The organism is Collimonas sp. GW821-FHT02H07, assembly GCF_059421505.1.
Map to the genome: position 1 here is coordinate 375,691 of NZ_JBWKVC010000002.1, position 24,624 is coordinate 400,314.

The 24,624-nt window shown below is 60.0% G+C and carries 28 protein-coding genes and 1 riboswitch; of the genes, 19 read left to right on the forward strand and 9 right to left on the reverse strand.

From position 1 onward, the window contains the following. Nucleotides 1-185 precede the first annotated feature (185 nt). On the reverse strand, nt 186-506 hold the full coding sequence (gene sugE / locus AC07V8_RS04860) for a quaternary ammonium compound efflux SMR transporter SugE (RefSeq protein WP_494677531.1): 321 nt from the start codon (nt 504-506) through the stop codon (nt 186-188). Nucleotides 507-672: 166 nt separating this feature from the next. Between sugE and AC07V8_RS04865 the strand changes: the two genes are divergently transcribed. Then, nucleotides 673-996 carry a YnfA family protein gene (locus AC07V8_RS04865; RefSeq protein WP_494677532.1) on the forward strand — a complete coding sequence of 108 codons (324 nt, stop codon included), beginning with the start codon at nt 673-675 and terminating at the stop codon, nt 994-996. A gap of 19 nt (nt 997-1,015) precedes the next feature. Here AC07V8_RS04865 and AC07V8_RS04870 read toward each other — a convergent pair whose 3' ends face one another. After that, nucleotides 1,016-2,020: a sodium:calcium antiporter gene (locus AC07V8_RS04870; protein WP_494677533.1), complete on the reverse strand. Its 1,005-nt coding sequence runs from the start codon at nt 2,018-2,020 to the stop codon at nt 1,016-1,018. A 129-nt stretch (nt 2,021-2,149) separates the two neighbouring features. Continuing rightward, a riboswitch (yybP-ykoY riboswitch) is annotated at nt 2,150-2,325 on the reverse strand. Between the two features lie 157 nt (nt 2,326-2,482). Here AC07V8_RS04870 and lpxO point away from each other — a divergent pair. The 4 genes from lpxO to AC07V8_RS04890 all read left to right on the forward strand — a co-directional run bounded on the left by lpxO (nt 2,483) and on the right by AC07V8_RS04890 (nt 5,487). Then, on the forward strand, nt 2,483-3,385 hold the full coding sequence (gene lpxO, locus AC07V8_RS04875) for a lipid A hydroxylase LpxO (RefSeq protein ID WP_494677534.1): 903 nt from the start codon (nt 2,483-2,485) through the stop codon (nt 3,383-3,385). A gap of 141 nt (nt 3,386-3,526) precedes the next feature. Then, nucleotides 3,527-4,591: a purine-nucleoside phosphorylase gene (locus AC07V8_RS04880; RefSeq protein WP_494677535.1), complete on the forward strand. Its 1,065-nt coding sequence runs from the start codon at nt 3,527-3,529 to the stop codon at nt 4,589-4,591. Nucleotides 4,592-4,912: 321 nt separating this feature from the next. Beyond that, nucleotides 4,913-5,095, forward strand: a complete 183-nt coding sequence (locus AC07V8_RS04885; RefSeq protein ID WP_494677536.1) for a type II toxin-antitoxin system HicA family toxin — start codon at nt 4,913-4,915, stop codon at nt 5,093-5,095. A gap of 8 nt (nt 5,096-5,103) precedes the next feature. Next, complete coding sequence (locus AC07V8_RS04890; protein ID WP_494677537.1) at nt 5,104-5,487, forward strand: type II toxin-antitoxin system HicB family antitoxin; 384 nt, start codon at nt 5,104-5,106, stop codon at nt 5,485-5,487. A 127-nt stretch (nt 5,488-5,614) separates the two neighbouring features. On the opposite strand, the gene fahA is transcribed toward AC07V8_RS04890, so the two are convergent. From fahA to AC07V8_RS04905, 3 genes are read right to left on the reverse strand one after another with little or no spacing between them, the layout of a single operon-like run. Beyond that, nucleotides 5,615-6,883, reverse strand: coding sequence for a fumarylacetoacetase (gene fahA / locus AC07V8_RS04895; protein WP_494677538.1), 1,269 nt, complete (start codon nt 6,881-6,883; stop codon nt 5,615-5,617). A 13-nt stretch (nt 6,884-6,896) separates the two neighbouring features. Further along, nucleotides 6,897-8,207, reverse strand: coding sequence for a homogentisate 1,2-dioxygenase (hmgA, locus tag AC07V8_RS04900; RefSeq protein WP_494677539.1), 1,311 nt, complete (start codon nt 8,205-8,207; stop codon nt 6,897-6,899). Nucleotides 8,208-8,232: 25 nt separating this feature from the next. Then, on the reverse strand, nt 8,233-9,597 hold the full coding sequence (locus AC07V8_RS04905; RefSeq protein WP_494677540.1) for an MFS transporter: 1,365 nt from the start codon (nt 9,595-9,597) through the stop codon (nt 8,233-8,235). Between the two features lie 144 nt (nt 9,598-9,741). Here AC07V8_RS04905 and AC07V8_RS04910 point away from each other — a divergent pair, with 144 nt between their 5' ends. Together AC07V8_RS04910 and AC07V8_RS04915 are read left to right on the forward strand one after the other, a co-directional pair. Next, nucleotides 9,742-10,638 (forward strand): LysR family transcriptional regulator, encoded by an 897-nt coding sequence (locus tag AC07V8_RS04910; protein ID WP_494677541.1) that lies wholly within the window; start codon nt 9,742-9,744, stop codon nt 10,636-10,638. 64 nt (nt 10,639-10,702) lie between these two features. After that, the gene (locus tag AC07V8_RS04915) at nt 10,703-11,032 is read left to right on the forward strand and encodes a DMT family transporter (RefSeq protein ID WP_098495873.1); all 330 of its coding nucleotides are present in this window, start codon (nt 10,703-10,705) and stop codon (nt 11,030-11,032) included. An 18-nt stretch (nt 11,033-11,050) separates the two neighbouring features. Here AC07V8_RS04915 and AC07V8_RS04920 read toward each other — a convergent pair whose 3' ends face one another. Beyond that, a complete protein-coding gene (locus tag AC07V8_RS04920; RefSeq protein WP_494677542.1) occupies nt 11,051-12,043 on the reverse strand; it encodes a serine/threonine protein kinase in 993 nt (330 codons plus the stop codon). A 174-nt stretch (nt 12,044-12,217) separates the two neighbouring features. On the opposite strand from AC07V8_RS04920, the gene AC07V8_RS04925 reads away from it, so the two are divergent. The 3 genes from AC07V8_RS04925 to AC07V8_RS04935 all read left to right on the forward strand — a co-directional run bounded on the left by AC07V8_RS04925 (nt 12,218) and on the right by AC07V8_RS04935 (nt 14,117). Further along, the gene (locus tag AC07V8_RS04925) at nt 12,218-12,619 is read left to right on the forward strand and encodes a type II toxin-antitoxin system MqsA family antitoxin (RefSeq protein ID WP_494677543.1); all 402 of its coding nucleotides are present in this window, start codon (nt 12,218-12,220) and stop codon (nt 12,617-12,619) included. 137 nt (nt 12,620-12,756) lie between these two features. Beyond that, nucleotides 12,757-13,149 (forward strand): VOC family protein, encoded by a 393-nt coding sequence (locus AC07V8_RS04930; protein ID WP_494677544.1) that lies wholly within the window; start codon nt 12,757-12,759, stop codon nt 13,147-13,149. A gap of 95 nt (nt 13,150-13,244) precedes the next feature. Beyond that, nucleotides 13,245-14,117: a DNA ligase gene (locus AC07V8_RS04935; RefSeq protein WP_494677545.1), complete on the forward strand. Its 873-nt coding sequence runs from the start codon at nt 13,245-13,247 to the stop codon at nt 14,115-14,117. Here the strand turns inward: AC07V8_RS04935 and AC07V8_RS04940 are convergent. After that, entirely contained in the window at nt 14,095-14,628 is a 534-nt protein-coding gene (locus tag AC07V8_RS04940; protein WP_494677546.1) for a GNAT family N-acetyltransferase, read from the reverse strand. The genes AC07V8_RS04935 and AC07V8_RS04940 overlap by 23 nt on opposite strands. A 142-nt stretch (nt 14,629-14,770) precedes the next feature. On the opposite strand from AC07V8_RS04940, the gene AC07V8_RS04945 reads away from it, so the two are divergent. Then, nucleotides 14,771-15,481, forward strand: coding sequence for a UPF0149 family protein (locus AC07V8_RS04945; protein WP_494677547.1), 711 nt, complete (start codon nt 14,771-14,773; stop codon nt 15,479-15,481). Nucleotides 15,482-15,541: 60 nt separating this feature from the next. Here the strand turns inward: AC07V8_RS04945 and orn are convergent, their stop codons facing one another. Then, entirely contained in the window at nt 15,542-16,147 is a 606-nt protein-coding gene (gene orn / locus AC07V8_RS04950; protein ID WP_494677548.1) for an oligoribonuclease, read from the reverse strand. Between the two features lie 209 nt (nt 16,148-16,356). Here orn and AC07V8_RS04955 point away from each other — a divergent pair, with 209 nt between their 5' ends. The 6 genes from AC07V8_RS04955 to ppnP all read left to right on the forward strand — a co-directional run bounded on the left by AC07V8_RS04955 (nt 16,357) and on the right by ppnP (nt 21,919). Beyond that, nucleotides 16,357-17,628 (forward strand): M48 family metallopeptidase, encoded by a 1,272-nt coding sequence (locus tag AC07V8_RS04955; RefSeq protein ID WP_494677549.1) that lies wholly within the window; start codon nt 16,357-16,359, stop codon nt 17,626-17,628. After that, nucleotides 17,621-18,586 (forward strand): ribosome small subunit-dependent GTPase A, encoded by a 966-nt coding sequence (gene rsgA / locus AC07V8_RS04960; protein WP_494677550.1) that lies wholly within the window; start codon nt 17,621-17,623, stop codon nt 18,584-18,586. Before AC07V8_RS04955 ends, rsgA begins: the two co-directional genes overlap by 8 nt. Before the next feature lie 255 nt (nt 18,587-18,841). After that, a complete protein-coding gene (argF, locus tag AC07V8_RS04965; protein WP_061938174.1) occupies nt 18,842-19,759 on the forward strand; it encodes an ornithine carbamoyltransferase in 918 nt (305 codons plus the stop codon). Nucleotides 19,760-19,762: 3 nt separating this feature from the next. Further along, nucleotides 19,763-20,158 carry a VOC family protein gene (locus AC07V8_RS04970; RefSeq protein ID WP_494677551.1) on the forward strand — a complete coding sequence of 132 codons (396 nt, stop codon included), beginning with the start codon at nt 19,763-19,765 and terminating at the stop codon, nt 20,156-20,158. 25 nt (nt 20,159-20,183) lie between these two features. Continuing rightward, the gene (gene argG, locus AC07V8_RS04975; RefSeq protein ID WP_494677552.1) at nt 20,184-21,518 is read left to right on the forward strand and encodes an argininosuccinate synthase; all 1,335 of its coding nucleotides are present in this window, start codon (nt 20,184-20,186) and stop codon (nt 21,516-21,518) included. An 86-nt stretch (nt 21,519-21,604) separates the two neighbouring features. Beyond that, a complete protein-coding gene (gene ppnP, locus AC07V8_RS04980; protein ID WP_494677553.1) occupies nt 21,605-21,919 on the forward strand; it encodes a pyrimidine/purine nucleoside phosphorylase in 315 nt (104 codons plus the stop codon). A 177-nt stretch (nt 21,920-22,096) separates the two neighbouring features. On the opposite strand, the gene murB is transcribed toward ppnP, so the two are convergent. Then, on the reverse strand, nt 22,097-23,128 hold the full coding sequence (gene murB / locus AC07V8_RS04985) for a UDP-N-acetylmuramate dehydrogenase (RefSeq protein WP_494677554.1): 1,032 nt from the start codon (nt 23,126-23,128) through the stop codon (nt 22,097-22,099). Between the two features lie 197 nt (nt 23,129-23,325). Here murB and AC07V8_RS04990 point away from each other — a divergent pair, with 197 nt between their 5' ends. Both AC07V8_RS04990 and AC07V8_RS04995 read left to right on the forward strand, forming a co-directional pair. Further along, on the forward strand, nt 23,326-23,811 hold the full coding sequence (locus AC07V8_RS04990; protein ID WP_014007212.1) for a YajQ family cyclic di-GMP-binding protein: 486 nt from the start codon (nt 23,326-23,328) through the stop codon (nt 23,809-23,811). A 124-nt stretch (nt 23,812-23,935) separates the two neighbouring features. Next, nucleotides 23,936-24,577 (forward strand): retropepsin-like aspartic protease family protein, encoded by a 642-nt coding sequence (locus AC07V8_RS04995; RefSeq protein ID WP_494677555.1) that lies wholly within the window; start codon nt 23,936-23,938, stop codon nt 24,575-24,577. Nucleotides 24,578-24,624 lie beyond the last annotated feature (47 nt).

Genomic DNA, 24,624 nt, shown 5'->3' on the forward strand with positions numbered 1-24,624 from the left:
GCCATGCAACGCCGCCAGCGCACGTTTTGGTGGGAACCCTCCGGGAACGGCTGCAGGCGTCACATGCCGTCGTTACGACTCCTTGCCGTAGCACCGCTACGTCGCGTCGTCGCGCCTAGGCCTGTAACGCCTGCCGCGCGTTCGCACTCCCAAATCAAATGTTAACAGGCCCTAGTCCGCTTGACTCAGCTTGCCGTCGACAGCTTCAGGCCGATCAGCCCCAGCACGATCAGGCCAACGCTGGCGATGCGCGCCAGGCTGGCCGCTTCGCCCAGCAGCACGATGCCGGCAATGAAGGATCCCACCGCGCCGATCCCCGTCCAAACCGCATAGGCGGTACCAAGCGGCAAGGTACGCATGGCGATCGCCAGCAGCCAGATGCTGACGGCCATGCCGACGCAAGTAATGATCGACGGCCAGGTGCGCGTAAAACCTTCGGAATATTTGAGGCCGACAGCCCAGATGACTTCCGCTATGCCGGCAAGTAAGAGAATGATCCAGGCCATGCGACCTCCATAAAAGATGGGGTCGTCCCCGGTTGAAATACAATGTGCGGCAGCGCCAGGTCGTCCTGGCGCCGGAATGGAATGCGACAATGCCGCCCATTATATTTTTTTTCCGCCATGCCCGCATGTGCGGCAATCTTCCAAACCCGAGTTCGCCAATCCTGCCATGACGAAAACCCTTGCCCTGTTCCTCCTGACCGCCGTCGCCGAATTGCTGGGCTGCTACCTGCCGATGCTATGGCTGAACGGCAAAGGTTCGGCATGGCTGCTGCTGCCGGCGGCCATCAGCCTGCTGGCCTTCGTCTGGCTGCTGACCTTGCATCCCGCCGCCAGCGGCCGCGTATATGCAGCCTATGGCGCGGTGTATATCGCCACCGCGATTTTCTGGTTGTGGAGCGTCGACGGTATTGCGCCGCGCTGGACCGATCTGCTGGGAGCGGGACTGGCGCTGTCGGGCGCGGCGGTGATCGCCTTGGGCGCGCGCGCCTGACAGCAATCAAGCGGCCTGATCAATGCACGCCTATCCATCCCAGGCCGGCGGCAAACACCGCATACAGCAAACCGAACAGCGCCAGGACGCCGCCGCTCAGCATGCCCTTGCGCAGCAGCGCGTACAAACCGAACATCGAGATCATGGTCACGGCGGCCGCCCAAATTAATGCGGGACTGAGCATCCACGGCGTAAAAATCAGCACCAGCGCGGTCGGGATGGTGGCCTGGATCATCATCGCACCGCTGATATTGCTTAGCGCCAGCGTCTGCTTGCCTTGCCGGACCCAGATCACCGCATTCAGGATTTCCGGCAGCTCGGTGGCGATCGGGCTCAGCAGCAAGGCAGTCAATTGCGGCGAGATGCCAAGCCATGGCGAAATTTCGCCAAGCTGATGCACGAACAGCTGCGAACTCAAGAAAATCACCACCAACGCCACCAGTGTCTGCAACAGCGCCCAGCCCAGCAGCGGTTGCGGATCATGAGGGCGGAACTTGAGCGGCTCCAGCTCATGGATCTCGGCGTCGGCGTCTTCTTCCTTGCGCATTTCGCCCCAGATGTACACGCCGTAAGCCAGCAGGAAAAATGCGCCCAGCCAGGGCTTGACGGCAAACGCCACCAGCCCGAGGCCGACCTTGACCACGAAAATCCCGATGAACCAGGCTTGATCGCGGCTCAGGCACGCGGCGGCGCTGGCCGACAGCAGGATATTGCCGAGCTTTTTACGGTTCAGGATGAACATCAGGCCGACTACCGCGTAGGCGATGGTGGCCAGCACCAGCGGCCCGCCAAGGGCGGCGCCGACGCCGATTTCACGGTGCGCTGCATCGCGCCCGAACACCACGGCGACAAAGGTCACGACGCTTTCCGGCAGCGCCGTGCCGAACGCCGCCAGCACTGTGCCTACCGCGCTCTGGGCGATCCCGAGCCGGCGGCCGACCCATTCAATGCTGTTGACGAAATACTCGCACGACAAATAGATGACAACGGCTGAGCCCAGCAACAAGGCGATCGACAGAATCATGCGCACACCTCGGACGGCAATGCGAGCGACAAAGAAAATGAAGCAGATGGAAAGAAGGGCTGCTTGGATAAGCTGGCTGCAGCAGCGCGCCGGCGCTGCCATTGGCGGTAATTAAGCATAAGACATCCTGAGGGCCGGGCACTGACGAATGGCGCAACGCCTTCGCCCGGCCGGGTAAAGGACATGCACCATAGGTCTTGCCAAACCGTGCGGTCGCGCATGCCATGGCGTAAATTGGATACAGCGCCAAGTATGTTGACATGCGCTCTTCGAAAGATGCGAAGGCGGCTACTCCCCTAAGGAGGCGCAATTTTATCATTGAAACATTCGCCACGGCAATCACGGCGCCGCCGCCTTAAATATTCCCCTTCGCAATAGATCAGGGCAACAAACGGCTTGGATAACGGATAACAAGCGCAAAAGAGATAAAATGGCGGCTTATTTGTAACGGAGCACATTTTCATGAAATGGGCAGTAGTCAGTATTTTTATTTTATCGGTGTTGTACGTGCACTTCCGCGGCAAGGCCCGCCTGCCTTTCTTCCGGCAGATATTCGACCATTCGTCGATCATGGCGCCGCTCAACATCTTCATGTACATGTTCTCGAAAGTGCCGACCAACACGCCTTATCTGCCGACCAGCACCTTCGCCGACCTCAAGATCCTGGAAGACAACTGGGAAACCATCCGCGATGAAGCGCAGGGCCTGATCGGCCTGGAAAAAATCCGCGCGGCGGAAAAGAATGACGACGCCGGCTTCAATTCCTTTTTCAAGGCCGGATGGAAGCGCTTCTACCTGAAATGGTATGACGCCAGCCATCCGTCGGCCGAGCAATTCTGTCCGAAAACCGTGGAGCTGCTGCGCCGCACGCCGAGCGTCAAGGCAGCCATGTTTGCCGAGCTGGCGCCGGGCGGCACCCTGAATCCGCACCGCGATCCGTTCGCCGGTTCGCTGCGCTATCACCTGGGCCTGGTGACGCCGAACGACGACCGCTGCTTCATTGAAGTCAACCAGCAGCGCTACAGCTGGCGCGACGGCCAGGGCGTGGTGTTCGACGAAACCTATATCCACTGGGCGCAGAACGGCTGCGACAGCAACCGCATCATCATCTTTTGCGACATCGAGCGGCCGATGCGCTACCGCTGGGCGCAAGCCATCAATCGCTGGCTCGGCCGCCACATGATGAGCGCCGCGGCTTCGCCTAACGAAACCGGCGACGAAACCGGCGGCATCAACAAGCTGTTCCGCTTCGTCTGGGCCGCCGGCCAATACCGGCGCCGCCTGAAAAAATTCAGCAAGCCGCTGTACATGTGCATCAAGTTCGGTTTGATCGTCGGCGTCGTGCTGGCCATCGTCTACCTCTGATCGCCGCGTAAAACGCGTTTCAGCAAGCCGCCTGCAGGCGGCTTTTTTACGCCTGCCAGACAGGTCTTTATATTGCATCGCGACAACATAAATCGGTTTTCACGGGTAGACTACGGCTTCTATTTGCCATAAGGAAAACCCATGATGACTCGCTCGCTTATTTCCGCAGCTTTCCTGTCGCTTGCTGCCTGCTCCTCCGTGCCGTCGCTGGCGCAGGACCGGGGCAGCGATGGACTCGCCGAATCCAATGCCCAGAACCGTCCGGTCAAGGTAATGATCATCACCATGTTCGGCCCCGAAGGCCAGGCCTGGCTGGATCGCATCGGTCCCTGGAAAACCGTATCCGTGCCGGGCCTGTCGCCCGACTATCCGGACGTGCATTGCAACCGGCAAGATGTCTGCGTGGTCACCACCGGCATGGGCTACGCCAATGCTTCGGCCTCGATCATGGCCCTGACCTTCTCTTCGCGCTTCGACCTGCGCCATACCTATTTCCTGATCTCCGGGATTGCCGGCGTCGATCCTGGGCGCGCCACTGTGGGCTCGGCCGCATGGGCCAAGTATCTGGTCGATTTCGGCATCCAGTGGGAACTCGATGCGCGTGAAATTCCGGCCGGCTGGAATACCGGCTATCTCGGCATCAACACCAAGAGCCCGAGCGACAAACCGCCGCTCGACTACCGCAACGAAGTATTCCAGCTGAATCCGAAACTGGCCGACGCCGCCTTCGCTTTGTCGCGCAATGTGGTGCTGGCGGACAGCCCGCAGGCGCAGGTAGCGCGCTCCAAGTTCAGCTATGCGCCGGCCAACCAGCCGCCGACCGTGGTCCAGTGCGATATCGCCTCCGGCAATACCTGGTGGTCAGGCACGCTGCTGGGCGAACGCGCAAGACAGTGGACCAAGATCCTGACCGACAACAAGGGCGTGTACTGCATGACGGCGCAGGAAGACAATGCCACTTTCGAAGCCTTGAAACGCGCATCCAGCATCAAGCGGGTTGATTTGAGCCGGGTAGCGGCATTGCGCACCGGATCGGATTTCGACCGTCCGTATCAAGGACAAACCAGCGCTGACAACCTGCTCAACTATGCCGACCAGGGCGGCTTCGTGCCGGCCACCGAGAATCTGTACCGCGCGGGGAATCCGTTGGTGCAGGATATCGTGACGCATTGGGGCGAGTGGCGCGATGGCGTGCCGCGTCGATGACTCGGTGACTCGGTGACCCAAGGATATAAGGTCACGTTTGACTGCGTGACCTGCTTGTGAAGCAGCACTTGCTTCGCGCTAAGCCGCATTTGCGGCTTTTTTTGCGCCCGTTCTTTGCGACCCAAGTCATCGCGAATAGATGGCACGACCCGTAACCCACGCATTTTTTAAGATTTTTGCCACTGCTACCGCGATTTTTTCTTCCTCACAATTGATCGCCGAAGACCTCCGGATGCGTCCCATTGCCAATCTCCAAACAACAAGCAATACACAAAAATACACAATTAATGCTTATTTTGTGTATTTTTGTGTAAAATAAAGATGAACAGCTCAGATCTTATCAAGCAATTGAAGGCCGCAGGATGGCGACAGGTCTCCACCCGCGGCAGTCACCATAAATACCGTCATCCTGTCAGCGGACAATCTGTGGTTGTGCCACATCCGAAGAAGGACCTGCCGCTTGGCACGGCCGAGAGCATCTTGAAACAGGCCGGATTGAAATGAGGACGAAAATGCTATATCCGCTGTATGTATGGAAGGATCAAAATAGCGCTTACGGCGCCAGCTTTCCGGATTTTCCCGGCGTGTTTACCGCGGCGGACGATTTGAACGACCTGCCGGCAAAAGCCCAGGAAGCAGCAGAGGCCATGTACGAAGGCGAAGCGCATATTCCTGAAGCGACCTCCATCGAGCAATGGAAAGACGCGGCAGGCTATGCCGATGGCTACTGGATGCTGGTCAATATTGACCGTTCCAAAATCAACACCAAGCCTGTGCGGCTCAACATTTCATTACCGGAAAACCTGCTGCGTGAGATTGATGCCTTCGCTAAAGCGCATCAGTTGACGCGTTCGGGCTTTCTGGCTCAGGCTGCGCTAAAAGCGATGGCCCGGTAAAAAATCAATACCTGTAGTCGCGGCAAGGCCCAGGGCCATGCCACAAGCAAAGATAGTTGAAAGACAGTCTAAAGACAAAGCGATGCGCCATTCTTTCGAATCGCGCATCGCCTGCACATCTATTCCATCAACCCCGCGCCGGCAAGATCTTGCCGCTGACCACGCCAAACCCGACGCGATAGCCATCGCCCTGGCACCAGCCGGTCATCGCCACTTCGTCGCCGTCCTGGATAAAGCTGCGCTGGCTGCCGTCGGCCAGGCTGAGCGGATTCTTGCCGTTCCAGGTCAGCTCCAGCAGGCTGCCGTAGGCTTCCGGCGTGCTGCCGCTGATGGTGCCGGAGCCCATCAGGTCGCCGATGCGGGTGTTGCAGCCGGAAACGGTGTGATGCGCCAGCTGCTGCACCATGGTCCAGTACATGGCTTTGAAATTGGTGCGGCAGATGGTCTGCGGCTGGGCCGCGGCGCCCGGCTGCAGCGCTACTTCCAGCGTGATGTCGTAGCCGTTCTTGCCGCTCTGCTGCAGGTAGGGCAGCGGTTGCGGCTGCTGCGCCGGACTGGCGACGCGGAACGGTTCCAGCGCATCCATCGTGACCACCCACGGCGAGATCGAGGTGGCGAAGGACTTGCTGTTGAACGGGCCCAGCGGCACGTATTCCCATTGCTGCAGATCGCGTGCGCTCCAGTCGTTCAGCAGCACCATGCCGAAGATATGCTGCTCGGCATTGGCGATGTCGATCGGCTCGCCCAGGTTGTTCGGCTGGCCGATGATGAAGCCGGTCTCCAGCTCGAAATCCAGCTTGCGGCAAGCGCCGAACACCGGCGCGTCGGCGTCCGGCAGTTTCAGCTGGCCCATCGGACGCTGCAGCGGCGTGCCGCTGACCACCACCGAGCTGGCGCGGCCGTTGTAACCGATCGGGATGTGCAGCCAGTTCGGCAGCAGCGCGTTGGCCGGGTCGCGGAACATCGAGCCGACGTTGGTCGCATGTTCTTTCGAGGAATAGAAATCGGTGTAGCCCGGGATCTCCAGCGGCAGATGCATCGTCGCCTGGTCCTGCGCAACGAACACCTTGTCGCGCAGCGCCTGATTATCGCGCAGCTGGAGATTATCGTGACGCAGCAGCTCGCTGATGCTGGCGCGGGTGCTGCGCCAGGTCTGGCGGCCCAGCGCGATGAAGGCATTCAGGGTCGGCTGGCGGAACACTTCCGGGCTCAGCCTCAGCAGGCCGGAGTCAGCCAGCGCGGCCAGGTCCAGCACCTGATCGCCGATGGCGACGCCGACGCGCGGCGCCGGATCGGCGGCATTGCTGAACACCCCGAAAGGCAGGTTCTGGATAGGAAAATGCGACTCCGCCGGAGTCGGGATGAAGGATTTCAATGTCGGATCGTTGGCTTGCATGATGTCTTTTCTCTTAGGGTTGACCGTTGAAGTTCTTTTTCAGACCGTGCCAGCATTGCAGGTAATCTTTCTGCAGCAGCGGCGTCGCCAGCGCATAGGGCGTCGGATGAATCAGGTAGCGGCTTTCAAACATGAAGGCCATTGTATTGTCGATGCGGTGCGGCGCCAGTTCGGCACTGGACGCCTTCTCGAAAGTGGCGGCATCCGGGCCGTGGCCGCTCATGCAATTGTGCAGGCTGCCGCCGCCCGGCGTAAAGCCGTCGGCCTTGGCGTCGTAGGCGCCATGGATCAGTCCCATGTATTCGCTCATGACGTTGCGGTGGAACCATGGCGGCCGGAAGGTATGCTCTGCCACCATCCAGCGCGGCGGGAAAATCACGAAATCGACATTCGCCGTGCCATGCGTATCCGAAGGCGAGGTCAGCACCGTGAAGATCGATGGATCGGGATGATCGTAGCTGACCGTGTTGATCGTGTTGAACAAGCTCAGGTCGTATTTGTACGGCGTGTAGTTGCCGTGCCAGGCCACCACGTCCAGCGGTGAATGATCGATGCGCGCCGCCCACAGCTTGCCGCCGAATTTGGCCAGCAGCTGGAACTCGCCTTCGCGCTCTTCATAGGCCGCCACCGGCGCCTGGAAGTCGCGCGCATTGGCCAGGCCGTTGGAGCCGATCGGTCCCAGCTCCGGCAGCTGGAACGCAGCGCCGTAGTTTTCGCAGACATAGCCGCGCGCCGCGCCGTCCGGCAGTTCGATGCGGAAACGCACGCCGCGCGGGATGACCACGATTTCACCGGGCTTGACTTCCAGCACGCCCATTTCCGTCCTCGCCAGCAAACGCCCCTGCTGCGGCACGATCAGCAATTCGCCGTCGGCATTGTAGAAAAAGCGGTCGTGCATGGAGCGGTTCGCCACATACAAGTGGATGGCGATGCCGGCCTGTGCCGCAGCGTCGCCGTTGCCGGCGAAGGTCACCATGCCGTCGATGAAATCGGCGGCATGGCCGTCGGTCGGCATAGGCAGCGGATTCCAGCGCAGCTGGTCAGGCGGCGTGTCGACCTGGGTGAAGGGGCCGCTGGCCAGCAGCGGTTGCTGCAGCTTTTCAAAAGCGTGATGCATCGCGCCCGGCCGGATGCGGTACAGCCACGAGCGCCGGTTGTGCGCGCGCGGCGCGGTGAATGCGGTGCCGGACAGCTGTTCCGCATAGAGACCGTAGGGCGCTTTCTGCGGCGAGTTCTGCGCTGCGGGCAAGGCGCCTGGCAAGGCTTCGCTGGCGAAGTCATTGCAGAATCCCGACTGATAACGAAGTGCGTTTGTGTTTTCCATGGATTTGATCCTTGATGGTCTGATCTTAATGCGCAATCACAGCCTGCGCATTGTTGCGATTCGAGGTTTCCTGCATCAACATCAGCATCACCGCCGATACCAGGGCCGGCACCGCCAGCAGCAGGAAGATGCTGCTGTTCGGCCAGTTCAAGCGGATCAGCTCGCCGCCCAGCACCGGCCCGACGATCGAACCGATGCGGCCGACGCCCAGGCTCCAGCCGATGCCGGTGGAGCGCAAGGTGGTCGGGTAGTAAGTCCCCGCCAGCGCATTCACCGCCGGCTGGCCGCCGACGATGCAGAAGCCGGCGACGAAGATGCTGGCAAACAGGAAAAGCAGCGATATTTCCGGACGGCCGATCAGGGCCACCGCCATGCCGGCGGTCAGGAACACCGGAATCAGTACGCGGCGGAAGCTGGAGCGGTCAATCAGCTGGCCCATGATCAGGGTTCCCAGCGTACCGCCGATCTGCAAGGTGGTGCCGGCCATGACCGCGGCGGCGGTCGACAGGCCGGCGTCCTTGGCAATGGTCGGCAGCCAGTTGGAAAGGAAGTACAGGTTCACCAGGTTCATGAAATTGATGATCCACAGCAGGATCGTGACCTTGGCCCTGCCCTGCTGGAACAGCTGCATCACCGGCGCGCCCTTGCCGGCTTTTTCGTTGACCACGTAACGCGTGTCCCGGTCAACCGCGACAGCCGGATCGATGCGGCGCAGCCACTTGCCGACCTGCTCCAGACGCTTGCCGCGCAACACCAGGAACTGCATCGACTCCGGCAGCAAGAAAATCATCAGCACGCCGACCGCCAGCGGCACCACGCCGCCGACATGGAATACCGACTGCCAGCCGAAGCGCGGGATCAACGCTGCCGATAACAAGCCGCCCAGCACCGCGCCCAGCGTAAAACCGCAGGACACCAGCATCATCAGGGTCACGCGCTTGCGCAGCGGGCTGTATTCGCCGGCCAGCGCCATGGCGTTGGGCATGATCGCGCCCAGCCCGAGGCCGGTGATGAAGCGCAGCGCAATCAGCTGATCGACCGTGCCGGCCAGCGGCGTCAGCAGCATGCAGGCGGCAAAGAACAGCGTGGCGGCGATCAGCACCGGACGGCGGCCGATGCGGTCGGCCAGGATGCTGAAAGTAAGCGAGCCGAGCAGCATGCCGAACAGGCCGGCGCCGAACACCGGCCCCAGGTTGGCCTTGTCTATGCCCCATTGCTGGATGATAGCGGGCGCCACATAACCCATGGCCTGGACGTCGAAACCGTCGATAATCAGGCAGATGGCGCACAGGGTCAGCATGACGATCTGGAAGCCGCCGATGCGGCTGCGGTCGATCAGGGCCGGAATGTCTATAAGGCTGGTATTCGTGCTGTCCGTCGCAATGGCCATGCGTGTCTCCGGGAAGATGTTGGGCCGTATCGATACCTACCATACGATCTGTTTTTTGCCATTATCATCCTTTTTAATAATCAGAAAAATAGGCAATAATTAAAATCATTTTTTAAATAACTTAAATAATATAAAATCGTCATCATGGACAGGCTGGAATCGTTGCGGGTATTTTGCCAGGTGGTGGAACTGAACAGCTTCAGCCGCGCGGCTGAACAGCTGGAGATGTCGAACGCCACCATCACCAACCATATCGCCGCCCTGGAACGGCATTTCGGCGTGCGCCTGCTGAACCGCACCACGCGCAAGATTTCACTGACCGACGACGGCCACAGCTGTTACCAACGCGCCCAGCGCCTGCTCGGCGACATGAGCGAACTGGAAGACGGGCTGCAAGGGCGGCGCGTGACGCCGCAGGGGATATTGCGGGTCGACGTGCCGACCGTGATCGCCCGCATCTACCTGGCGCCGGCGCTGGCGCGCTTCAGCGCGCTGTATCCCGACTTGTCGATCCGCCTGAATGTCGGCGACCGCATGGTCGACATGGTAGAGGGCCGCGGCGACGTCTGGATCCGCATCGGCGAGCTGAAGGATTCCAGCATGGTGGCGCGCCGCATCTACCAGACCCGCAACCTGTGCTGCGCCGCCCCCGAGTTTCTGGCGCAGCATGGAACTCCGCGCACGCCGCAGGAACTAAGCAGCTTCCGTTGCCTGGCTTTCATCCACCCCAACAGCGGCCAGAACGTGCCGTGGACCTTCAGCAAGGGCAAGCAGGAGTTCAGCTGGGCGCCGCCCGGCAACATCGCCATCAATCACGCGGAAACCCTGATCCACGCAGCCGCCAGCGGCGCCGGCATCGTCCAGCTGCTGACGCTCTCGCTCAATCCGCAGATCCGCGCCGGCCTGCTGGCGCCGGTGCTGGCGGACTGGGCCACGCCGGGGCCGCCGGTGTCGGTGGTGTACCACCAGAGTCATCAGTTGTCGGCCAAGGTACGCGTATTTGTCGATTTCGTTACAGAGCTGTTTGCCGCTATCGATTAGAGTTTCGCTGTTTCCACGTTTTATCTACGCGGTTTTATCTACGTTCTATCAGCCAGGAGAAGTCATGCATTGGGTCTATCTATTGATCGCCATCGTCGCCGAAGTGATTGCCACCAGCGCCCTCAAGGCCAGCGCCGAATTCACCCGGCTGGTGCCGTCGGTGGTGGTGGTGGCCGGCTACCTGACCGCCTTCTATTTCCTGTCGCTGACCTTGCGCACCCTGCCGGTGGCGATCGTGTATGCGATGTGGTCTGGCATCGGCATTGCGCTGATCGCGCTGGTCGGCTGGCTGTTCCTGAAGCAGAGCCTGGATGCCGCGGCTTTGGTCGGCATCGGCCTGATCGTCTCCGGCGTGCTGGTGCTGAACGTGTTTTCCAAGACCGTGGCGCACTAAGCGCCAGTCAAGCCGGCCTCAGTTTTGCCACAACGGCGGCTCGTCCATCAGCGCGATCTGCTCGCGCAGTTCCAGCACCCTATCCTGCCAGTAGCGTTGGGTATTGAACCAGGGGAAGGCCACGGCGAACGCCGGGTCGTCCCAGCGCCGCGCTATCCACGCCGCGTAGTGGATCAGGCGCAGGGTGCGCAGGGCCTCGATCAGGTACAGCTCACGGGTATCGAAATCGCAAAAGTCCTCATAGCCGGCCAGCAGTGAGCCCATTTGCCGCACCATATCCCTGCGCTCGCCGGACAGCAGCATCCACAGATCCTGCACCGCCGGCCCCATGCGGCTGTCGTCGAAGTCGACGAAGTGCGGTCCGGCATCGGTCCACAGCACATTGCTGCCGTGGCAATCGCCGTGCAGGCGCAGCGCGCCGACCGTGCCGGCACGCTCGAAGCAGCGGCGCACGCCCTCCAGCGCCTGGGTCACGGTGCTGCGATAGGCTTCCAGCAGATCCTCCGGCACAAAGCCGTTGGCCAGCAGGAAAGCGCTGGGTTCTTCGCCGAAACTGACGATGTCCAGCGTCGGCCTGTGCTGGTAGTTGCTGAGTGCGCCCACGGCATGGATGCGGCCGAGGAAGCGGCCTAGCCATTCCAGCGTGGCGCTGTCTTCCAATTCGGGCGCGCGGCCGCCGTGGCGTGGAAACACGGCAAAACGAAAGCCGTCGAACTGATGCAAGGTGCGGCCGTCCTCCGCCGCCCAGGCGGCAACCACCGGAATCTCGCGCTCCACCAGTTCCTGCACGAAGCCATGCTCTTCCAGGATGGCGGCATCGCTCCAGCGTTGCGGCCGGTAGAATTTGGCCACCAGCGGCGGCCCCTCCTCCATGCCGATCTGGTACACGCGGTTTTCATAGCTGTTGAGCGCCAGCAGGCGGCCATCGCCATGCAGGCCGATGCTGTCGAGCGCATCCAGTACGGTGTCGGGGGTGAGAGTAGCGAATGATGCGGGCGGTGAAGTATTCATCCGGCCATTGTAAGCGCCGGCGGCTTACTTCCTGAGGTGAATAAGCGCTAAAGCCATAGATGCACGCTAAAGCTCCATGATAAGTTTCAAAAACAACAATTCGATTGGCAAGATCTACCTGAAACTTACCGTGATTGATGAATTGATCATCGTGTCATTCAAGGAACTATGAACATGAAATGCCCGACTTGCGGAGCGGCTGAACTGGTGCATGACACACGCCCCATTCCCTACATTTATAAAGGCGAATGCATCACGATTCCGGCGGTTAGCGGCGACTACTGCCCCGCCTGCGGCGAAGCCATTCTGGATGTCGTCGAATCGCGCCGCACCATGACATTGATGAATGAATTCAACAAGCAAGTGAATGCATCGATCGTCGATCCTGCTTTCATTGCCAGTGTTCGCAAAAAGCTCGCTCTCGACCAGCGCGAAGCCGCCGAGATTTTTGGTGGCGGTGTGAATGCCTTCTCACGCTATGAAAATGGTAAAAGCAAACCCTCCGTGGCGCTGGTGAAGTTGCTGCAGCTGCTGGACCGGCATCCTGACTTGCTGGCGGAAATAAAGACGGTTTAGCGGGCAAAGCAACGGTTAGCGCGCGTCCAGAAGGGCTTGCGCAACGCCGCCGATACACGCTGCCGGCGGTCCGCTTATTGCATCAATTTGGATCGATTACACTGATAGTCCCGCAGCCATCGCGCCAAGCCCCTTATATGCCAGCCATTGCCCTCAACCACTACAATCTGCGCGCGCCGCGAGCATTGCTATTGCAACTGAAGGAATTTTATTGCGAAGTGATCGGCCTGGAAGTCGGTGCGCGACCGGCTTTCGACAGTGTCGGCTATTGGCTGTACGCCGGCGGGCAAGCCGTGCTGCATCTGAGCGTAGCGCGGACAGGCGATGTCAGGCATACCGATTGCGCCACCACCTTCGACCACGTCGCCTTCAGCTGCGTCGATCCGGACAGCATGGAAGCGCTCTTGCTGGCGCGCCAGCTACCCTATCAGGTCGCGTTTGTCCCGTCATTGCAGCAAAAGCAGATCTTCCTGCACGATCCCGCCGGGAACGGGGTTGAACTGAATTTCGCGCACATAAGCCGCACATAAGCTAAATATCGAATCGCAGCCTTGGCACTTCTGCGTAGCCAGCGAAGGGCAACATCGCTTTACGATACAGGCTTCATGTCTGACAGCCGAGCCCCATGTCCACGCCATCATCTGTTCCACCACGCATTGCCAGGCAGCTGAGCGCCCTGCTGCTTGGCATCCTTCTGTGGCTGCCTGCCGCTGCCCTGCCCGCAACGCCGGCGCCGCCGTTGATGCTGGCAAATCTCTATCATCCCGGCATCAGCCTGGCGGATTATTGGGTCAGCGAAAAACTGGACGGCGTGCGCGGCTACTGGGATGGCGAGAAATTGCTGACGCGCGGCGGCCAGCGCATAAACACACCGCCCTGGTTCACCGCCAACTGGCCGAAAACAGCGCTGGACGGCGAGCTGTGGGCCGGCCGCCGGCAGTTCAGCCACGCGGTTTCCACCGTACGCCGCGAAACGCCGGACGATGCCGCCTGGCGCCGCATGCGCTTCATGGTGTTCGACCTGCCCGCGTATCCCGGCACGTTCGACCAGCGTCTGCCGGCGTTGCAAAACACGCTCGCCAAACTTGCAGTGCCTTGGGTACAGCCGGTGGAACAGCTCAAGCTGGCCGACCACGCGGCCTTGCAACGCCTGCTGCAACAGACCGTCAGGCAAGGCGGCGAAGGCTTGATGCTGCACCGGGGCGCATCGCTTTACCGCGCACAACGCAGCGACGACATGCTGAAAGTCAAAACCCACGAGGATGCCGAAGCCAGAGTCATCGGCCATTTGCCCGGCAAAGGAAAATACCAGGGCATGCTGGGAGCGCTCCTGGTGGAAACGCCAAACGGCCTGCGCTTCAAGCTGGGCAGCGGCTTCAGCGACGCCCAGCGGCGCCAGCCGCCGGCCTTGGGCAGCGTCGTGACTTACCGCTTCCGCGGCTTGAATGACAGCGGCATACCCAGGTTCGCCAGCTTCATGCGGGTTTACGAACAATAGTTCCGGCGGCATCGAGATACAGGGCCATGCGCTCTTCATCATGAAACCGGCCGTCTACGCACAGGGCGCGGTAGTCGATGCCGCAGGAGGTAAATCCCAGTTTGGCGTACACCGCCCTGGCGCGGGGATTGATGGTGTTGACTTTCAAGTCCAGCTGGACCAGCTCCGGGATATTCCTTGCGTAAGCGATAACCGCCTCGAACATGCCCTGCACCGCGCCGGCGGAACGCGCATTGGGAGTAACGTAGACACCGACGACGGTGGCGCGGTGATGAATCTTGGAGCGGGAATCGCGCACCAGGCCGACGGTGCCGACCAAGGCCTCGCCTTGAAATGCGCCATAAGTCACCTGGAAAGGGCTCGCTTTCAAACGCGCCGCCATCTGTTCCTCGGGCAGCGCGCTTTCTTCTTCATGCGTGGGCACGAATGAAGACGGCGATTCCAGGATGGATTCCAGCCTCAGCCGGCGATAGGATGCGAGGTCTGCCGGGGTTAATGCTCTGATTTTCATATAAGATGACCTGATCTGGATGGACTTATCACAGGATAAATGATTGTCGGCAGGCAAGCAGCCCGAATATTTTGCAGCGCGCGACCATTTCAATCGTAAAATCCGTATCCCCATTTCCATCGTATATTAAGCGGCTATCACCATGAACCTCGACGAACCCCTCTCAGACAAAGAATTTGACGAACTGGACGATTTCCTGTTGTCTGATCGCTGTGCTGAAGACAGCATGACCATGGATACCCTGCATGGCTACCTGACGGCGCTGGTGATCGGGCCGGAGCAGGTGCTGCTGGGCGAATGGCTGCCGCATGTGTGGGGGCCGTCGCTGAAGGATGCGCCGAAATTCAAGTCCGACAAGGAATACGAAAAGATCGTCGGCCTGATCGCGCGCTACATGAATGAAATCGCGGTCACGCTGGAAGTGGCGCCGAAAGAATACGAACCGCTGTTTTGCGAACAGGAGCACGAAGGCAAGGCCCTGCTCGACGGCGAAGCCTGGACCTGGGGCTTCTGGGAGGGCATCAACCTGCGCGCAAAGGCTTGGGAGCCGATCTGGCATTCCAACCTGGCGACGGTCGTGCGGCCTATCTACCTGCTGGGCGCGGAAGAACTGGAAGAAGAGGAAATGGCGCTGCGCGAGGACCCGGTGCAACGCCACAAGCTGGCGGTGGAAGTGGAGGCGGCGATTCCGGAAATCTACCGCTACTGGCTGCCGCACCGCAAATCCGCGGTCAAGACCATCCAGCGCGAAGCGCCCAAAGTCGGCCGCAATGACGATTGCAGCTGCGGCAGCGGCAAGAAATTCAAGAAATGCTGCGGCTTGAACAATACTGAAAACAAGAATGAAGATTAAGCGCTGACGCGCTTGCCGCAATCGCCGGCCGGGTGCGCACAGCGCAACCCGGCCGGTTTTTTATTCCTTGATGAAATGCTCGCGGTAGTAGCGCAGCTCTTCAATCGATTCCAGGATATCGGCCAGCGCGGTGTGCTTCTGATGTTTCTTGAAGCCGCTCGCCAGTTCCGGCTTCCAGCGCCGGCACAGTTCTTTCAAGGTCGATACGTCCAGATTGCGGTAGTGGAAAAACGCTTCCAGCTTCGGCATGCCGCGCGCCATGAAACGGCGATCCTGGCAAATCGTATTGCCGCACATCGGCGACTTACCGTTCGGCACATATTTTTTCAGGAACTCGATCAGGGCCAGTTCAGCGTCGCTTTCCGTCACGGTCGACGCCTTTACGCGCTCGATCAGGCCGGAACGGCCGTGCGTGCCCTTGTTCCAGGCATCCATGCCGTCCATGATCTCGTCGGCCTGGTGGATCGCAAACACCGGGCCTTCCGCCAGGATGTTCAGCTGCGGATCGGTCACCACCACCGCGACTTCAATGATGCGGTCGCTATCGGGGTTAAGCCCGGTCATTTCCATGTCGACCCAGATCAGGTTGAATTCGTTCGGCCGCAGCGGCGCAGCGGGAGCGGGTGCAGCAGCTGTGGTAGCTGAGATATCGGCGGCTTGTGACATAATTGTTCTCTTGGTTATATAAGCAGTATTGCGGCATTTCAATTGAAACTGGCTGTAAAGCGCCTCTGAGAACCGTAGCGAGCGACCCAAGGTCTGGTAGAGAAGCGCAGCTGTACTTCAGTACAGCGAGCATCACAGACCAGAGATTGGGCCGCGCAGCAGGTTATCAGAGGCGCCCATTGCACGGTATTTTCTCACATAGGGACTACATGTCTTCATTTGCATTTTCAGTTTTGTTTGTGGTTTTCCTGGCAATCACCTTAATCGTGCGCTTCTGGCTTGGCTCGCGCCAGATTCGCCATGTGCTGGCGCACCGTAGCGCGGTGCCGGCCGAATTCGCCGAAAAGATTCCCCTGGCAGCCCATCAGCGGGCTGCCGACTACACCGTCGCCAAGACCAAATTCAGCATGTTTTCGATGCTGCTGAGCGCAGCGGTGCTGATCGGCTTCACCCTGCTGGGCGGCTTGCAGTTGCTTTCCAACATCATTTTCAACTGGGCCGGCCCCGGCATGCTCTATCAATTGGGCCTGCTGGTGGCCTTCGGCGCAATTTCCGGCCTGATCGACCTGCCGCTGGATTATTACAAGCAGTTTGTGCTGGAGGCGCGTTTCGGTTTTAACAAGATGAGCGTCAAGCTGTTCTTCATGGATATGCTGAAAAACACCTTGATCGGCGCCGCCATCGGTTTGCCGCTGGTCTGGGTAGTGCTGCAGCTGATGGCCAAATCCGGCGATCTCTGGTGGTTTTACGCCTGGCTGGTGTTCAGCGGATTCCAGCTGCTGATGCTGGTGCTGTACCCGACCGTGATCGCGCCGCTCTTCAACAAATTCACGCCGCTCGCCGACGACACCCTGCGCGACCGCATCGAAGGCTTGATGAAACGCGTCGGCTTTGCCTCCAAGGGCCTGTTCGTGATGGACGGCTCCAAGCGCAGCGCCCACGGCAACGCCTATTTCTCCGGTTTTGGCGCCGGCAAGCGCATCGTTTTTTTCGACACCCTGCTGGCGCGTCTGGCGCCGCATGAAATCGAAGCAGTGCTGGCGCACGAACTCGGCCATTTCAAGCTGAAGCACATCGTCAAGCGCATCGTCGTCATGTTCGCGATCTCGCTGGCTTTCCTGGCGCTGCTGGGCTACCTGAAACAGCAGTTGTGGTTCTATACCGGCCTCGGCGTCAACCCGCTGCTGCTGGCCGACCTTAGCAACAACGATGCGATGGCGCTGATCCTGTTCATGCTGGCCTTGCCGATCTTCACCTTCCTGCTCTCGCCGCTGTCCTCGATCAGCTCGCGCAAGCATGAATTCGAAGCCGATGCATTTGCCGTCAAGCACACCAATGGCAACGACCTGGTGACGGCGCTGGTCAAGCTGTATGAAGACAACGCTTCTACCCTGACTCCGGATCCGCTGCATTCGGCGTTCTACGATTCGCATCCGCCAGCCACCGTGCGCATCAACCGACTGCTGGCGGCACATGGTTGATCAAGCCCAGCAACACGGAAAACAGCACAGCAACCAGGCCGGCAGCGGCCTGGTGATCGCCGCCCACGGCCGCCATTACCTGGTGCAAGCCAGAATCGGCAGCCAGTCGCTGAAGCTGCAATGCGTCACCCGCGGCAAGAAAAGCGATGTGGCGGTCGGCGACCGGGTCCAGCTGAAGACCACCTCGCCCAACCAGGGCGTGATCGAAGCCATCGACGAGCGCCACAGCCTGCTGTATCGCTCCGACCAATACAAATCCAAGCTGCTGGCGGCCAACGTCACGCAGCTGTTCATCGTGGTGGCGACCGAGCCGGGCTTTGCCGACGATTTGATTTCACGTGCGCTGGTGGCGGCGGAGGCGGCCGGCGTCAAGGCCCATATCGTGCTCAACAAGACCGATATCGTCGAGGCGCTGGACAAGACCCGGCAACGGCTGCAGATGTATGCAAGCCTCGGCTATCCGGTGCATGAAGTGTCGGCGCGCGCTTTTCCTGAGGAAACCTGCGCCACCCTGTGGCCTTTGCTGAAAGGCCAGTCGACCATCCTGATCGGCCAGTCCGGCATGGGCAAATCATCGCTGATCAACCTGATCGTGCCGGATGCCGATATCGCGGTGCGCGAAATTTCGGCAGCCCTGGATACCGGCAAGCACACCACCACCTTCACCCGCTTGTACGAGATGGATGCCGATGACACCGGCCTGGACGGCAAGCCGGCCAACATCATCGATTCGCCGGGATTCCAGGAATTCGGCCTGTACCAGCTGAGCGAAGGCATGCTGGAACGCGCTTTCGTCGAGTTCACGCCCTACCTGGGGAAATGCAAGTTCTACAACTGCCATCACCTGATCGAGCCGAGCTGCGCGGTGCTGGAAGCGGTCAAGGAAAACAAGATTGCGTCCATGCGGCACCAGCTTTACGTGCAGTTGCTGCACGAATCGTCGCAGAAACTATATTAAGCGAGTGTGGCGGCGCGGCTGCCGCCAGGAAATGCCGTGCCATCTTATTAATGCCAGATAAGCAATCTTTTGACGGGTATCTTTTCTATTGAAATCCCTTATAATTGAAGCACTTATTTCATTTCTAAGCCAATCGCGGGGCCCTCATGCAAGCCCGCGCACAACATCTTCGACGGCCTGCAAAACCAGCGGTTGATTTAAAAATGGAATTCCAACTTTCGGCGGCAGTCGCCACAGCGGCCGCCGTTTTCATTTATGGCAATCAAACACTACCTGCAGTTTTCTGATTTTTCGCTGGACGAATACGAGTACGTGATTGAGCGTAGCCGTCTCATCAAACGCAAATTCAAGAATTACGAACCGCACTACACGCTGCTCGACCGCACGCTGGTGATGGTGTTCGAGAAAAACTCGACCCGCACCCGCCTGTCCTTCGAAGCCGGCATGCATCAGCTGGGCGGCGCCGCCATCTATCTCAACACGCGCGACAGCCAGCTGGGCCGCGGCGAGCCAGTGGAAGATGCGGCGCAGGTGATGTCGCGCATGTGCGACGTCATCATGATCCGCACCTTCGGCCAGGACATCATCGAGCGCTTCGCCTCGCATTCGCGGGTGCCTGTGATCAACGGCCTGACCAACGAACAGCATCCCTGCCAGGTATTGGCCGACGTCTTCACCTACATCGAGCACCGCGGCTCCATCGCCGGCAAGAAAGTGGCCTGGATCGGCGATGCCAACAACATGCTGTATTCCTGGCTGCAAGCGGCCCAGGTCTTCGGTTTCCATGTCAACGTCTCGACCCCGAAGGGTTACGATATTGACCCGAGCCAGGTGGCCGCCGACAACCAGCGCTACACCTTCTTCGCCAACCCCTCCGATGCCTGCGAAGGCGTCGACCTGGTCACCACCGATGTCTGGACCAGCATGGGTTACGAGGATGAAAACACGGCACGCCTGAAAGCCTTCGACGGCTGGATCGTCGACCAGCCCAAGATGCAGCGCGCCAATCCGGACGCCTTGTTCATGCACTGCCTGCCGGCGCACCGCGGCGAGGAAGTTTCCGCCGAAGTGATCGACGGCCCGCAATCGGTGGTCTGGGATGAAGCAGAGAACCGCCTGCATGTGCAAAAGGCGCTGCTCGAATACCTGGTGCTGGGCAAGGTTGCGGAGTAAGCCATGATCGACCATACCGGCGTTACCGTTAGCGACTACCAGAAGAGCAAGGCGTTCTACAGCGCCGTCCTCGGTGCGATCGGCTATGAGCTGCTGCTGGAGTTTCCGGCAGCGGTGGCCGGCACCGACGTCGCCGGCTTCGGCGAAGCGCCCAAGCCCGATTTCTGGATCTACCGGGCGACCGCGGAAAAGCCGGCGCATCAGCAAGCCATTCATTTCGCTTTCAGGGTAGCGAGCCGAGCCCAGGTCGACGCCTTTTATCAAGCAGGACTCAAAGCGGGCGGCGCCGACAACGGCGCACCCGGTCCACGGCCGCACTATCACCAAAACTATTATGGCGCGTTCGTGAAAGACCCTGACGGCCACAACATCGAAGCCGTTTGCCACGATCCTCAGTAACCATTTCAACCTACTTAGAAATATCATGTCCAATATCCTGCAATCCGTTCCGGTCAACGAAAAAGTCGGCATCGCCTTTTCAGGCGGCCTCGATACCAGCGCCGCGCTGCACTGGATGCGCCAGAAAGGCGCCATTCCTTACGCCTATACCGCCAACCTGGGCCAGCCCGACGAGCCGGACTACGACGCCATCCCGCAAAAGGCCAAGGCCTACGGCGCCGAGCTGGCGCGCCTGGTCGATTGCCGCGAACAGCTGGTGGCCGAAGGCATCGCCGCATTGCAGAGCGGCGCCTTCCACATCTCCACCGCAGGCGTCACCTACTTCAACACCACCCCGCTCGGACGCGCCGTCACCGGCACCATGCTGGTGGCCGCGATGCGCGAAGACAAGGTCGACATCTGGGGCGATGGCAGCACCTTCAAGGGTAACGATATCGAGCGTTTCTACCGCTACGGCCTGCTCGTCAATCCCAACCTGCGCATCTACAAGCCCTGGCTGGACGACAAGTTCATCGAGGAATTGGGCGGCCGCAAGGAAATGTCGGAATTCATGATCGCTTCCGGCTTCGACTACAAGATGTCGGTGGAAAAAGCCTATTCGACCGATTCCAACATGCTCGGCGCCACGCATGAAGCGAAAGACCTTGAGTTCCTGAACTCCGGCATGAAGATCGTCGAACCGATCATGGGCGTCGCCTTCTGGCGCGACGACGTCGAAGTCAAGCGCGAAGAAGTCACCGTGCGTTTTGAAGAAGGCCGTCCGGTCGCCCTCAACGGCGTCGTGTTTGCCAGCCAGGTCGAGCTGATGATGGAAGCCAACCGCATCGGCGGACGCCACGGCCTGGGCATGAGCGACCAGATCGAAAACCGCATCATCGAAGCCAAGAGCCGCGGCATCTATGAAGCGCCGGGCCTGGCCCTGCTGTTCATCGCCTACGAGCGCCTGGTCACCGGCATCCACAACGAAGACACCATCGAGCAATACCGCGAAAGCGGCCGCCGCCTGGGCCGCCTGCTGTACCAGGGCCGCTGGTTCGATTCGCAGGCGATCATGCTGCGCGAATCGGCACAGCGCTGGGTCGCGCGCGCCGTCACCGGCGAAGTCACGATCGAACTGCGCCGCGGCAACGATTACTCGATCCTCAACACCGAGTCGGCCAACCTGACCTACCATCCGGACCGCCTGACCATGGAAAAGGGCGCAGGCGCCTTCACGCCGCAAGACCGTATCGGCCAGCTGACCATGCGCAACCTCGACATCAGCGATACACGCCAGAAGCTGGCGATCTATCAAAGCACCGGCCTGCTGGCCTCCAGCAATGCCGTATCGCTGCCGCTGCTCGACAAAGACGCGGAGTAAGCGCAAGCCGGCGGCAAGAACCTTAACGTACGCAGAACCGGCTTCACGCCGGTTCTTTTTTGTCAAAAATCCTGCAAGGAATCCTCATGAGCACACAATTCGACCACGTATCTGTTGTAAAGCAAGGCAATGTCTATTTCGACGGCAAATGCGTTTCCCATACCGTGATCTTCGCCAACGGCAGCAAGAAAACATTGGGCGTCATCCTGCCATCCTCGCTGACCTTCAGCACCGGCGTTGCCGAAGTGATGGACGTCACCAGCGGCGTCTGCCGGGTGCGCCTGCAAGGCCAGCAGCTGTGGACCCGCTACAGCAGCGGCGACCGCTTTGAAATCGCGGCCAATTCCAGTTTCGATATCGAAACCGTGGAAACGCTCAACTACGTTTGCCACTACGGCTAAACACCACGGCTAAAAAAAGAGCCCGTGATGCGATGCATGACGGGCTTAAAAATCCATTACTTTAGGGAGTGTTGGATATGAGACAGGTGGAAGCATAATCGCGCATTGTGACTTGATAGTGACAAAACGCGCCGGCAAAATGCAGTAATTATCCTGTCGCAAATATGCGACGTTTCCCTAGATGAAAATCGGCTCTGGCTCCAGCGCGACGCCAAACCTGGCCAGCACATCGGCCTGCACCGCCTGCGCCAGACGCGCCACATCCTGGCCGGTGGCGCCGCCGCGGTTGACCAGCACCAGCGCCTGCTTTTCATAGACGCCGGCGGCTCCCAGGTTTTTCCCTTTCCAGCCGCACTGGTCGATCAGCCAACCCGCAGCCAGCTTATAAGCGCCGTCCGGCTGCACATAGTTCACCAGTTGCGGATGCCGTTCGAGCAAGGCATTGCGTTGCTGTTCCGTCACTATCGGATTCTTGAAGAAGCTGCCGGCATTGCCGATCACGGCCGGATCCGGCAACTTGCGGGTGCGGATCGCAATCACGGCGTCGCTGACATCGCGCGCGCTCGGCTGCGACAATTTGCGCGCATCCAGCTCCTGCGCCACGTCGGCATAGCGCAGATCCGGCTGCCAGCGCTTGGGCAAGGCCAGCGTGACGTCCAGCACTATCGCGCGGTCGCGCAGGCGCTGCTTGAAAACACTGTCGCGATAGGCAAAGGCGCAGGCCTTGCGATCCAGCATCAGGATCTCGCCGCTCTCCATGTCGATGGCCGTCAGGCTATGGAAGCGGTCCTGCAGTTCGACGCCGTAGGCGCCGATGTTCTGGATCGGCGCGGCGCCGGCGCTGCCGGGAATCAGCGACAGGTTTTCCAGCCCGCCCAGGCCCTGCTCCAGCGTCCATAGCACCAGCGCATGCCAGTTTTCGCCGGCCGCGGCCCGTACATAAACGGTATCTTCGTCCGCGCCGACGATGTCCCGGCCGCGGCTGCACATGTGCAGCACCAGCCCGGGAAAGTCCTGCGTCAGTACCAGGTTGCTGCCGCCGCCCAGCACTAGGCGCGGCAAGGCGGAAGCCGCGGCATCCGACCTGAGCGCATGCAAGGTTTCTACGGAAGTCACCGGCAAATAGGCCTGTGCCTTGGCATCAATACCGAAAGTATTATGCTGGCGTAGTGAGAAATCGAACTGGAACGGAAGCTGGGAGATAGTCATAGCACCGGGATTATAAACGCAAGCGGGCCATGCCACGGCAGGCAGTACGCCCGGAAATATGGCCGGTCCGGCAAGAAAATAGACCCGGCAGCCCACACTGCGGGTTTTTTGTCCGATAGAATGCGCATAGCCTGATGGCCGCACTCCAGAACCTGAAGCCGGCCCGTTTTATTTGAACATACTGAAGGAATAACACCATGCCATCATTCGATACCGTATCGGAAGCCAATCTGGTCGAAGTAAAAAATGCCAACGATCAAGCCAACAAGGAGATCTCGACCCGCTTCGACTTCAAGGGCAGCGACGCCCGCATCGAGCTGAAAGAGCGCGACCTGACCGCTTACGCCGATTCGGAATTCCAGCTCAGCCAGGTGCGCGACGTGCTGACCGCAAAACTGGTCAAGCGCAATGTCGACACCCGCTTCCTGGATATCGGCAAGATCGAGAAGATCGGCGGCGACAAGGTCAAGCAAGTGATCAAGATCAAGAACGGCATCGAATCGGAAGCCGCCAAGAAGATCGTGCGCATCGTCAAGGACAGCAAGATGAAGGTTCAGGCCAGCATTCAGGGCGACGCCGTGCGCATCACCGGCGCCAAGCGCGACGACCTGCAGGCAGCGATGGCGATGCTGCGCAAGGAAGTCGCGGACCTGCCGCTGGAATTCAATAATTTCCGCGACTAAATAGTGGCTTTTTAGTGGCTTTTGGCAACAGACAGGGTTACCATCACTCGCTGTTGCCAGCCGTTCAACACGCCTGAACGGCCTGCGGCGCTACCTCAACCCTTGTCAGGAAAGCCGGACTTCCATGCGCCCGTTCGTTTTGATCACCAGTCTGTTGTTGTCAGCCTCTCTTTCCAATGCGGTACAAGCTTCCGATATCGGCGTGGTCGGCCTGTTTCCGGGCAAGGCCGTCTTGGTCATCGACGGTTCATCCCCAAAGACCTATTCGGTCGGCAGCAAGGTCGCCGACGACGTCAAGCTGGTGGAAGCCAATGGCAATACCGCAACGCTGGAGGTCAAGGGCAAACGGCAGGTGATCGGCATCGGCGAATACGTCAGCCGCAGCGCGCCGGGCGCATCGTCCAGCGTGACCCTGAAGGTCAATCCGCAAGGCCATTTCGTTGCCGACGCCCAGATCAACGGCGCCATGATGACCATGCTGGTCGACACCGGCGCCACCATGATTGCGCTGCCGGCATCGGATGCGATGCGGATGGGCGTCAAGTACAAACAAGGCCAGATGGTGATGGTGAACACCGCCAACGGCCCGGCGCCGGCCTATCGGGTCAAGCTGAATACGGTGAAGATCGGCGACATTGAAATGAACCAGGTCGATGCCCTGGTGCAGGAGAGCGGCCTGCCGTTCGCCCTGCTCGGCATGTCTTTCCTGAACCGCACCGAGATGCGGCGCGAAGGCGAGATGATGGTGCTGACCAAGCGCTTCTGATACCGCATTGCGCCAGGCCAGATCAGGCTGGCACAGCCTGACCCGGC

Coding starts and splice junctions, on each gene's coding strand:
- sugE (WP_494677531.1), bottom strand. CDS start 506: ATGGCCTGGATCATTCTCTTACTTGCCGGCATAGCGGAAGTCATCTGG.
- AC07V8_RS04865 (WP_494677532.1), top strand. CDS start 673: ATGACGAAAACCCTTGCCCTGTTCCTCCTGACCGCCGTCGCCGAATTG.
- AC07V8_RS04870 (WP_494677533.1), bottom strand. CDS start 2,020: ATGATTCTGTCGATCGCCTTGTTGCTGGGCTCAGCCGTTGTCATCTAT.
- lpxO (WP_494677534.1), top strand. CDS start 2,483: ATGAAATGGGCAGTAGTCAGTATTTTTATTTTATCGGTGTTGTACGTG.
- AC07V8_RS04880 (WP_494677535.1), top strand. CDS start 3,527: ATGATGACTCGCTCGCTTATTTCCGCAGCTTTCCTGTCGCTTGCTGCC.
- AC07V8_RS04885 (WP_494677536.1), top strand. CDS start 4,913: ATGAACAGCTCAGATCTTATCAAGCAATTGAAGGCCGCAGGATGGCGA.
- AC07V8_RS04890 (WP_494677537.1), top strand. CDS start 5,104: ATGCTATATCCGCTGTATGTATGGAAGGATCAAAATAGCGCTTACGGC.
- fahA (WP_494677538.1), bottom strand. CDS start 6,883: ATGCAAGCCAACGATCCGACATTGAAATCCTTCATCCCGACTCCGGCG.
- hmgA (WP_494677539.1), bottom strand. CDS start 8,207: ATGGAAAACACAAACGCACTTCGTTATCAGTCGGGATTCTGCAATGAC.
- AC07V8_RS04905 (WP_494677540.1), bottom strand. CDS start 9,597: ATGGCCATTGCGACGGACAGCACGAATACCAGCCTTATAGACATTCCG.
- AC07V8_RS04910 (WP_494677541.1), top strand. CDS start 9,742: ATGGACAGGCTGGAATCGTTGCGGGTATTTTGCCAGGTGGTGGAACTG.
- AC07V8_RS04915 (WP_098495873.1), top strand. CDS start 10,703: ATGCATTGGGTCTATCTATTGATCGCCATCGTCGCCGAAGTGATTGCC.
- AC07V8_RS04920 (WP_494677542.1), bottom strand. CDS start 12,043: ATGAATACTTCACCGCCCGCATCATTCGCTACTCTCACCCCCGACACC.
- AC07V8_RS04925 (WP_494677543.1), top strand. CDS start 12,218: ATGAAATGCCCGACTTGCGGAGCGGCTGAACTGGTGCATGACACACGC.
- AC07V8_RS04930 (WP_494677544.1), top strand. CDS start 12,757: ATGCCAGCCATTGCCCTCAACCACTACAATCTGCGCGCGCCGCGAGCA.
- AC07V8_RS04935 (WP_494677545.1), top strand. CDS start 13,245: ATGTCCACGCCATCATCTGTTCCACCACGCATTGCCAGGCAGCTGAGC.
- AC07V8_RS04940 (WP_494677546.1), bottom strand. CDS start 14,628: ATGAAAATCAGAGCATTAACCCCGGCAGACCTCGCATCCTATCGCCGG.
- AC07V8_RS04945 (WP_494677547.1), top strand. CDS start 14,771: ATGAACCTCGACGAACCCCTCTCAGACAAAGAATTTGACGAACTGGAC.
- orn (WP_494677548.1), bottom strand. CDS start 16,147: ATGTCACAAGCCGCCGATATCTCAGCTACCACAGCTGCTGCACCCGCT.
- AC07V8_RS04955 (WP_494677549.1), top strand. CDS start 16,357: ATGTCTTCATTTGCATTTTCAGTTTTGTTTGTGGTTTTCCTGGCAATC.
- rsgA (WP_494677550.1), top strand. CDS start 17,621: ATGGTTGATCAAGCCCAGCAACACGGAAAACAGCACAGCAACCAGGCC.
- argF (WP_061938174.1), top strand. CDS start 18,842: ATGGCAATCAAACACTACCTGCAGTTTTCTGATTTTTCGCTGGACGAA.
- AC07V8_RS04970 (WP_494677551.1), top strand. CDS start 19,763: ATGATCGACCATACCGGCGTTACCGTTAGCGACTACCAGAAGAGCAAG.
- argG (WP_494677552.1), top strand. CDS start 20,184: ATGTCCAATATCCTGCAATCCGTTCCGGTCAACGAAAAAGTCGGCATC.
- ppnP (WP_494677553.1), top strand. CDS start 21,605: ATGAGCACACAATTCGACCACGTATCTGTTGTAAAGCAAGGCAATGTC.
- murB (WP_494677554.1), bottom strand. CDS start 23,128: ATGACTATCTCCCAGCTTCCGTTCCAGTTCGATTTCTCACTACGCCAG.
- AC07V8_RS04990 (WP_014007212.1), top strand. CDS start 23,326: ATGCCATCATTCGATACCGTATCGGAAGCCAATCTGGTCGAAGTAAAA.
- AC07V8_RS04995 (WP_494677555.1), top strand. CDS start 23,936: ATGCGCCCGTTCGTTTTGATCACCAGTCTGTTGTTGTCAGCCTCTCTT.